This window comes from Pedobacter sp. L105 (assembly GCF_009765875.1).
Lineage (GTDB): Bacteria > Bacteroidota > Bacteroidia > Sphingobacteriales > Sphingobacteriaceae > Pedobacter.
This window is the reverse complement of the sequence record NZ_LMUP01000010.1, coordinates 242,516-252,218: the sequence shown is the minus strand read 5'-3', so window position 1 is coordinate 252,218 and position 9,703 is coordinate 242,516. Positions and strand designations below refer to the sequence as shown.

Genomic DNA, 9,703 nt, shown 5'->3' with positions numbered 1-9,703 from the left:
TTGGCTTGCGCGCTCTGGTGGCTAATACCGCTGTTCCATAATGAAGGGCAAACGCTTTAAAGTCTTTATTCAATTCTGGTTCGTACCGATGCGCCTGTGTGACTGCTGATTTCAGGTTGTCCGTAACGATCATTTTAGGTACTCCACCTATAAATTCAAGACATCTTCTGATGCTATTGAAGAAAGAGGCTTTTCGCTGGCTTTCACTCGCTTCAACATAAGTGTAGCCGCTGCCGCCAAGCACTCCAATAAACAACTCTACAGGTTTGGTTTGGCCCGTTTCTCTATCGGTAAGCATTAATCGGTCACCAGCATAATCGATCAGTAATTTCTCTCCCATAATCTGTTCCATATGGAATGAAGCATGTTGAATTGCAAAGGCATTCTGAACATGTTCTTTGAACTGTGTATAGCCATAACCCTCTGGATATTTCTTTCGGTAATCATCCCAGATATTCAAATAAGTGAATCCGGACTGCTTTAATGCATTACGAAAAGCAGGGATCATCTCCTGCAGCTCATGGTAGCTTTGGGGCTTACTGACGACCTTAGATCCGGGTAAAAGAGAAACTAAAACTTCCTCGTCAAGTCGGCTAAGTTCTGAAAAGTCTTTTCCGGAAGAACTTAAAATTGAAACATATTCATTTACCGTTTTACGGTTAATGCCCAACAACCTGGCGATGGATCGGTTGCTTTCTCCACGGGATTTTAATTGAATTATACGTCGGATATCTAGCATGTCTTTTCGGTGGCCAGCCATATTTTACAGATTTATTTATGCTGTAAAATACAACTACTTTTAGTGGCCCCGTATCACCGATAGGGCTGGCCCAGTATCACCGATACGACTGGCCCGTTATGCACCGATATATGCAGTTTCTACTCAACTACAAAATTACATAGGAAGCCTATCGTCATCAGGTGTTCCTCAACCAACTTCACTACTTGGAGCCAAACCATTTGTTTACGGTAGAAGTTAATTCATGATTTATTTCAGGAAATAAATCATCCTGAAATAAATTATTTTATAATTCCACTAAACTACATACCTTTTTAGTCACATTATCATCCAATAGATTGCTTTTTCTTAAGAAATATTCAAAGTGTGAGTAATCCCATGTATTCTCTCCATGATAGATGTAAATATAAAGGAAGGGTGCGTCAGCAATATGGTATAAAATTTTCCTGGAATCTAAAAATTTAATAATATGCGTATCTTCTGCTTTATTGCTGTGAGCATATTGATTTTGTGCAATGATTGATTTTCTACATAACATGGTGCCATCCCAGGTATAAGGAAAAGATAAATATGCTTTTTTTGTAGTAGCATCATATAGCAAGATATTAGTCAGAATACTTGCCTGATATCCTTGCCCTAAAGTCTGCATACTGTTAAACTGGAAAGATAGCCTACTGGCATGGTACCAGTCATCATCGTCCCAAATACAAATATAATCTCCGGTGCATTTATCTATCGCGACATTCCTGGCATTACCCAATGATTCTTCAGAAGAACGTTCTATTCGAAGAATTTTTAGTTCTTCATTTTTAGATACTTGCTGAATAAGTTCTTTAGTTTGGTGATCATCGTCTGGATATGAAACCACTAATTCTTTATTGGGGTAATTTTGTGCTTCGAAACAGGCAATCGCTCTCTTAAGCAAAGCTGTTCTATTATTAGTGACACAGATGCAGGAAATTAATGGATAAGTCGCTTTCATAGGAATGATTAATATCTGAGGTAAACAAATTTTTTCGCATCAAAGGGAAATTCTGGCTGCAGTTGCCCTGTATGTAAAGCATCTTTAATATACCGTTGCAGATTCGCAGATAATGGTTCTTCAGGATGCGATCCATTATCGGCGGCGTATATCGCACAAATTTGATTACCACATAAACATTGGTGCTTAATGGTGAGTTTGATATAACTTTGTGAACGGGTAGGGTCATCCCCCCCTATAAATGCATACCATGATCTGGACATAATGAATTATTGATAGGATATCAAAATTAGAAAAACGAGATCTGTTAAATAGGGACAAATGCCCCATAATGTGTTTTAGCCGAAGGAGTGGATCAAGCTAGTTGCTGAGCGATCAGCAATGAATTATTAGTATCAAGTGGAATACTTTTTTTTAAAAAATATTGAAAATGAAAATGATCCAATACATTTTTCCCGTGATAGACATAGATATACAAGAATGGGACATCTGCTTGTTGATGGATCAAATTTTTAGAGGTCAGGAATTGTAGGATGGGTAAATCCTCACCGACATTACTATCTGTGTAAGGGATTTGCAAAATTATATCTTTATTACAGAGCAAGCTACCCGACCAGTAATGTGGGAAGGAATAATTACCTATCTGATTTATAGTGTCATATAAAAAAATATGTGTTAAATAAGATGCCTGTTTAAAACTTTCCTGTCCTCGCATAGTATGATATTGCACCATTAATCGATCGGAATGATACCAGTCATCGTCATCCCATGTACAGATATAATCTCCATTGCAATTTAAAATAGCATGATTTTTTGCTTTACCTATTGAATAATCAGATGGCCGTTCAATGGGGACGATTTTTATAACTAAGCGTTGAAGTAAATCTTGAACTAGCTGTTTACTAATGCGATCGTTCTCAGGGTAAGAGATGATTAGTTCTTTATTGACATAGTTTTGAGCGTAAAAACAAGATATAGCTTTTTTCAAAAATTCAGGACGATTGTCAGTAATACAGATACAGGAGATTAAAGGGAGGGATATCTTACTCATCATAATTGGCTTTTGAATAAAATTAAAAAATATAGAGCCTGAATTATGTGACTTATGCCCCATAATACAGATCTTGTATTATCATCCTTTTTTTTTGTTAATTGTTTTAAGATTTTTGGTTAAACAATATGATAATGATAAGATGAAGATACACTCAATTACTTACGGTGATAGTAGATTCAGAGAGCAAAGAGAATTCTTTAGAGAATCGGCTTTAGCCTCTTCTTTTTTTGATGAGGTCAAAGTATTTACACATGAAAATTTAGATAGTCATTTTCAGGAGAAATTCCATGAAATATTGCAATTCCCAAGAGGAGGCGGATATATGATATGGAAACCTTATATCGTAAAGCATATGCTGGAAACTATTGAGGATAATGATATTTTAATTTATTGCGATGCAGGGTGTATGATCAATAGCTTAGGAAAAAAACGTTTTGATCAATATATTGATATCGTAAACGAATCAGAAACCGGCACCCTGGCTTTTCAATTGTCACAAAAAGAATATGAATATACCAAAAGAGAAGTATTTGAGTATTTTAGATCTTCTGAAGAAATCATCAATTCAGGCCAGCTGATTACCACAGCTTTTCTATTCAAAAAATGTGCACATGCTAAGCTATTGATAGGTAAATGGTTCAATACGGTACTGGACGATGCATGGTTATTTACCGATCGAAAAACACCGCCACAATTGAATGGTTTTATCGATCATCGGCATGATCAGAGTATCTTTAGTATAGTCCTGAAAACCTATGGCGCAGAAATTCTTCCTGATGAAACCTATTTCCAGGATTTTGTGAGGGAAGGAAATTCTTTTCCATTTTGGGCAGTCCGTTTAGGGCATACTTAGGAGCTGATTATTTTATGGTTAGCTAAATCATTTTACTTTAAACGGTTGTTTTTAAATTTATTGTGTTTCTTTTTTTTGACTACGCATCTCTCTATATTCGCGCAACCAAATATAAAAAGATGAGAAGATCGCTAATTCTATTATGCTTAATACAATCAGTTTTTAGCCAGGCACAGGACAAAATTCTATCCTTACCAATATATGTAAAAAATGAAAAATCATTTAATCAACAGGATTGGCTGATTCAAAAAACAAACCGATTTGCTGAAGTTTACCAAAGTGCAGATCATAAGGATATTATTTTAGATAATGGATTGCTTAAACGATCATTCCGTTTACAACCAAATCTGGCCTGTATAGATTTCACGAATTTAAGTAACAGTGAGCAGTTATTAAGAGCAGTAGGCCCTGAAGCCAGATTGACCATTAATGGAACAAACTATGCTATTGGCGGATTGTATGGACAAAAGGAAAAAGCTTACCTGTTAAATAAATGGATGGATGGATTTACAGCTAATCCTTCAGATTTCCAATTTAAATCTTTTACGATATCGGCTATCACACCATATGTAAATTGGAAATCAACCAAATGGGCGGCTAATCAACAGCAGGCAAAAGGTAAAATGGTAACTTTTAATTTTGAATCCGAAATACATGAACTAAAAGGTATTGAAGTTCAGGTACACTATGAATTGTATGATGATATTCCATTGATCTGCAAATGGTTAAGCGTAAATAACAACAGTAAAAAAGAAATTAAACTTGATCATATAGTTAATGAAATACTGGCTGTCCATGAAGAAGAGTCTGCGGTGGTGGGTAAAACTGCAGAGATGAAAAGCCCTCATGGCATCTATATAGAAAGTAACTATGCATTCAATAATTCCATGACCGCTCATCTTTCTGATCAGACTACGCACTGGAAAAAAGATACGACCTATACTTCACAGGTGAATTATGACCTGAACACACCCTGTATATTGGAAGTTTATCCACCTATTGGACCAGGAATAATGCTCGCTCCGGGACAAACCTTTAAATCTATCAGAACGAATGAATTACTGCTGGATAGTTATGACAGACAGCGAAATGGATTAGCGCAATGTGCGATGTATCGAAAAATTGCCCCATGGGCAACAGAGAATCCCATTTTTATGCATTTAACCAGCATAGATTCAAAGGTAGTCAAAGGTGCTATTGATCAATGTGTGAACACTGGTTATGAAGGAGTCATTTTAAGTTTCTCCAGCGGATTGAACATGGAAGACACCTCTCCAAAAAATATTGAATATTTTAAAGAACTGACAGATTACGCACACCGTAAGGGAATACTATTAGGTGGCTACTCCTTATTCTCTAGCAGAAAAATCAACGATCAGGAAGATGTAATAGATCCTAAAACCGGTAAAGCTGACGTACATGCGCTATTTGGTCATGCACCCTGTTTAGGGAGTGATTGGGGATTGAAATACCTGAGTAACCTGAAAAAATTTATCACAGCGACTGGTTTTGATATTTTTGAAAATGATGGCCCTTATGCAGGTGACGTATGTGCCTCAGCCAAACACCCTGGCCATAAAGGTCTGGATGATTCACAATGGGCACAAATGGAACTGCAAAAAGGTTTTTACCGCTGGTGCGCTGAAAACGGGGTATTTGTGAATGCACCCGATTGGTATTTCTTAGATGGAACCAATAAGGTGGCCTTAGGTTATCGTGAAGTGAATTTTTCCCTGCCACGTGAACAGCAGATCCTGCTGAACCGCCAGAATATCTATGATGGAACCTGGGAAAAAATGCCCTCCATGAGCTGGGGATTTGTACCCTTAACTGAATACCAGGGAGGCGGAGCGGCAGCAACGCTTGAACCATTGGCAGAACACCTGGATGCCTATGAAAAATTAATGGTGCAATACTATGGCGGAGGAATACAGGCTTGTTACCGTGGCCCGAGATTATATGATACGGAGGAAACGAAAAAGTTGGTGCAAAAGGTGATCGGATGGTACAAGAAATATCGAATGATCTTAAACTCAGATATAATTCATCTGCGCAGGCCGGATGGCATGGATTGGGATGGTATCCTGCATGTAAACCCGGAGACGAAGGAAAAGGGACTAGCGATGTTATATAATCCATTAGACGAAGCGATAAGCAGGCAAATTAAACTTCCGCTGTATTACACCGGTCTCAAAAAAAAGGCAGTGATCAGGGAGAAAGAAGGTGAAGCTAAAACTTACCCACTGGATGGAGAAGGAAATGTAATTTATACCGTCAAAATTCCTGCAAATGGCTATACCTGGCTGGAAATAGAATAGCGGACAAAAGTCCCAGAATGCAATCACAGCTCTTAACGGATTCTTTTCTTGGTATCTTGTAACAACAAAGTAAACCAAAAATGGCGCTGTTATGAAGCTGATAGAAAAAATTAATCGTCACGAAGTATTGAGGCGTTGGGCGGTAGGAGAGGTATATTCAGAGTTTTTTAATCCCCTATATGAATCCAGAAGGGAGGAAACTTTAGCGATGCTGTTATCCGGCAACCGTACACAGGAAAGAGAGGGAATTGATCATGTGCTGGAATTGAAACAGGGCCTGGTAGATTCCATCTCGCTTTATATCAATTGGTATAGGGCATTCCTGGAAATCAATAAATCTGATTTGGATATGGTCTATACGCTTCAGCTGCCAGGTTGGGAAAGAAATACAGACGGTTCTTATCTAATTGCTGATGCAGCCAGAAAAATACAGGAAGTCCCATATCTTGATCCCAGGGTAACCGGGATATACGGGGCATTAAAAAACAAAGAGGTGAAGCTGGAAGGAATTACCTTATTGGCTGTAGACAAGATTGGCCCTTACGTAGCGGTGGAAGGTACAGGAAGGCTAACCAGTATTTATATGGCCCAGCAATTGGAACATCTGGACCTGATAGATAATAATCAGGTAGAAATTACACTGGGCTTATATTAATATGCAGGATTTAATCAATCGTTTCAGCTATGGAAGGTACCACAGAAATAGACATCATCATATTAAGTTATGCGCAAAACTCAGCCTTAAAAACTATTACAGATCAATGTCTTGCTTCTTTATTGGTTTCAGAAGATACAGAAAAAATAAAATTTAACATCCTGGTCATAGAGTCTGAAAAGAAAATCAGGCCTTATCAGTATGCGCATACAACAACTATTTATCCTGAAGAAGAATTTGGTTATAACAGGTATTTGAATATTGGTTTACAAATGACTGCTGCCAAATATGTCTGTTTATGTAATAATGACCTGATATTTCACCAGGGATGGGCAACAGAAATATTAAAATCCTTTCACCGGTACTATGATTTGTCCAGTGCTTCTCCAGCTTGTTCTTTTCATCATCCAGCTTTAGGTTTTGAATTGGGCAACGGAATCTATACAGGATACAGAAGTCGTTATGAAGTGGCCGGCTGGTGTCTTTTTATGAAACGTGACATCTTTCGGCTGATGGGTAAACTGGATGGAAACTATAAATTCTGGTGTGCAGATAATGATTATGCGAATATGCTGGCTACGTTAAAACTAGGTCATGCCCTGGTTTCCTCTGCTATTGTAGACCATTTAGATGGAGCCACCTTGAAATACCAAACTCCGGAGCGAATGGAAGAGCTAACCACCAGCGAATTCTTTTATTTTGAGAAAAAATGGAACTATCGGATAGAGACCCGTTGCTGGAAGCTGATCTCTTAACCCAACCGTTTTTTATGTCTCCTATCTTCAAAATTTCTTATAATAGTATTGTGAGGATGTAACATACAGATAAAGCCATCCCTATAATCATGGATAAACAGCCTGGCTCCGTTATTTTGTATAAAGTCGTCATCTTCGCCGGCATAAAGATCTTTAAATGGGTGTTTTTCCCAGAAAGATTTCCAGTAGGCTAGCGTAGCACCATGCACCCAATTCATCGGATTCGGCGCGTCCGAATATTGCCTGTAGACGGTAAGTAATTTATTTGTAATTGGGGAATAAAAATGGGTATGCTGCAGGCCGCAGATATCTGCTCCTGATTCCTGCAGAAAATAGACTTCTGCACTTAGCCAGTCTTCAGCATGCCAGTCGTCATCGTCCCAATGCACAATGATTTCGCCCCTCGACCGCTCACACGCGAGATTGCGTTTCAAACCAATACTTCCTATAGGTTCGGTATATAGATACCTGATCCTGGGATCACTGGGGATTAAAGAGGCGATCGATTTTTTTCCATCATCAATGATCACCAACTCTTTGTTGGGATAATCCTGCTGTAGAAAATAGTTAATGGCAAAAGGAATATATTTCTCTCTGTTGGCTGTAGGCATAATACAGGATACCATCGGTGTGTTCATAATTATATTTTTTTGATGAGTCAAGTTAGAAAGGATGGAGCTTTTTATTGCGGGTCAACTGTCCCATAATCATTGGATGGGTTCTAATCATTATAGCTAATAATTACCTTAGTTAAGGGTAAATTTTAAAATATGAAGGTTAGGTTTTTTTCAGACTATACGAATTCGGAAGTGCTATTAAATAGATTTAAAGCAAACTACATCATTGATGATCATGAATTGGATTTTACTACTGCTAATGATTATGACTTTGCCGTAGTATTTAACCGTGCGAACGAACCGATTATACCTGGTGTGAAGATCATTACGGTGATCCAGGAGCCTTCTTTTAGTGAAGCACATCAATACAGGACCTTTTTAGCTTATAGTGATTACCTCCTGATCCATGATCCCGGCTTGTTTGAACGTACCTGGAATATAAAGTTATCAGGAACAGTGATAGAAACTCCTGCCTATATGTTTTATGATGATAAAATAGACCATAGTTTTTTTGAGGAGAAAGAAGCTGTAAAAAAGAGCAGAAAGCTATCTATGATCGTATCCTCATTGTATTTAACCCGTGGTAATTATTTAAAGCGGCTGCAACTACTGGATAAGATATTACAATCTGACCTGGATATTGATATTTATGGAAGAGGTTTTACCATTCCAGACCCACGCTATAAAGGCCAGCTGGAATTCAAATATACTGGTCTTTTACCTTATGAATACTCCATCGCAATAGAGAATTCAAACGAGAAAAATTACATTTCTGAAAAGTTTGTTGATTGTGTCTTATGTAATACTATCCCCATTTATAATGGGGCACCTAATGTAAGTGATGTTTATGATGATCGTTACCTGAGAAAAATTGATCTGGATAGTCCATCGGTCGTCGAAGATATCAAAGCGATCATTGCTCAGCCTGCACCCCCTTCAACAGTGAACAAAGAAATCTACTTCAAAAAATATAATCTCTACACCAAATTGAAAGAAATCATTTTTGAGATCGACCCTAAGAACTAAATCCAATTATCTGATGGAAACTGAACCTACAGCAATAGATATAATCATTTTAAGTTACGCACATACAGAGGAGCTAAAAGAAGTCACTACCAACTGTGTCAATTCTTTAATGGCCTCAGAAGATTCGCAGGAAGTAAAATTTAACATCCTTGTCATTGAATCACAGCGGGAATTACAGCCTTATCAATATGACTACACTCAAACCATATATACCAATGAACCCTTCGGTTATAACCGATATATGAATATTGGGATTGCTAAGACATCAGCACCTTATATCTGCATATGTAACAATGACCTGTTGTTCCACCCGCAATGGGCTACAGAAATGCTCAAACCTTTTAAACAATTTCATGATCTATCCAGTGCATCTCCTATCTGCTCTATTCATCACCCCACAATGGGTATAGAGATAAATACCGGAATCAGGTTGGGCTGGGGAATAAGACAAGAGGTTTCAGGATGGTGCCTTTTTTTTAGACGAAGTATATTGCGTTTAACCGGGATGTTAGATGAAAACTATACCTTTTGGTGTGCTGACAATGATTATATCAATACGCTTTGGGTTTTGAAATTAAATCATGCCCTGATTACTTCTTCTGTGGTTGATCATTTGGAAAATAAAACTTTACATAGCCAGTCCCCGGAGCGTCAGAATGAACTCACTGAAAAGGAAACGATATACTACAAGAAAAAATGGAATC

Annotated in this window: 10 protein-coding genes; 6 read left to right on the top strand and 4 right to left on the bottom strand. The window is 37.9% G+C overall.

Translation table 11 applies throughout. The annotated features are described in order from the left end of the window. The 3 genes from istA to GSQ84_RS22475 all read right to left on the bottom strand — a co-directional run. Positions 1 to 760: IS21 family transposase (istA, locus tag GSQ84_RS22485; protein WP_158799619.1), on the bottom strand; the 760-nt coding region annotated here is incomplete at its 3' end. Between the two features lie 265 nt (positions 761 to 1,025). Continuing rightward, complete coding sequence (locus GSQ84_RS22480; protein WP_158799618.1) at positions 1,026 to 1,721, bottom strand: glycosyltransferase family A protein; 696 nt, start codon at positions 1,719 to 1,721, stop codon at positions 1,026 to 1,028. 355 nt (positions 1,722 to 2,076) lie between these two features. Continuing rightward, positions 2,077 to 2,835, bottom strand: coding sequence for a glycosyltransferase family A protein (locus GSQ84_RS22475; protein WP_158799617.1), 759 nt, complete (start codon positions 2,833 to 2,835; stop codon positions 2,077 to 2,079). Between the two features lie 79 nt (positions 2,836 to 2,914). Between GSQ84_RS22475 and GSQ84_RS22470 the strand changes: the two genes are divergently transcribed. The 4 genes from GSQ84_RS22470 to GSQ84_RS22455 all read left to right on the top strand — a co-directional run bounded on the left by GSQ84_RS22470 (position 2,915) and on the right by GSQ84_RS22455 (position 7,356). Then, the gene (locus GSQ84_RS22470; protein WP_158799616.1) at positions 2,915 to 3,628 is read left to right on the top strand and encodes a hypothetical protein; all 714 of its coding nucleotides are present in this window, start codon (positions 2,915 to 2,917) and stop codon (positions 3,626 to 3,628) included. 119 nt (positions 3,629 to 3,747) lie between these two features. Beyond that, the gene (locus tag GSQ84_RS22465) at positions 3,748 to 5,946 is read left to right on the top strand and encodes an alpha-galactosidase (RefSeq protein WP_158799615.1); all 2,199 of its coding nucleotides are present in this window, start codon (positions 3,748 to 3,750) and stop codon (positions 5,944 to 5,946) included. Positions 5,947 to 6,037: 91 nt separating this feature from the next. Further along, on the top strand, positions 6,038 to 6,601 hold the full coding sequence (locus tag GSQ84_RS22460) for a hypothetical protein (protein WP_158799614.1): 564 nt from the start codon (positions 6,038 to 6,040) through the stop codon (positions 6,599 to 6,601). Between the two features lie 29 nt (positions 6,602 to 6,630). After that, entirely contained in the window at positions 6,631 to 7,356 is a 726-nt protein-coding gene (locus GSQ84_RS22455) for a glycosyltransferase family 2 protein (protein WP_158799613.1), read from the top strand. On the opposite strand, the gene GSQ84_RS22450 is transcribed toward GSQ84_RS22455, so the two are convergent. Continuing rightward, the gene (locus GSQ84_RS22450; RefSeq protein ID WP_158799612.1) at positions 7,353 to 7,994 is read right to left on the bottom strand and encodes a glycosyltransferase family A protein; all 642 of its coding nucleotides are present in this window, start codon (positions 7,992 to 7,994) and stop codon (positions 7,353 to 7,355) included. The genes GSQ84_RS22455 and GSQ84_RS22450 overlap by 4 nt on opposite strands. A gap of 132 nt (positions 7,995 to 8,126) precedes the next feature. Here GSQ84_RS22450 and GSQ84_RS22445 point away from each other — a divergent pair, with 132 nt between their 5' ends. Continuing rightward, positions 8,127 to 8,999 carry a glycosyltransferase family 10 domain-containing protein gene (locus GSQ84_RS22445; RefSeq protein WP_158799611.1) on the top strand — a complete coding sequence of 291 codons (873 nt, stop codon included), beginning with the start codon at positions 8,127 to 8,129 and terminating at the stop codon, positions 8,997 to 8,999. Positions 9,000 to 9,012: 13 nt separating this feature from the next. Further along, a partial coding sequence (locus GSQ84_RS22440; RefSeq protein ID WP_158799610.1) for a glycosyltransferase family 2 protein occupies positions 9,013 to 9,703 on the top strand: 691 nt, incomplete at its 3' end.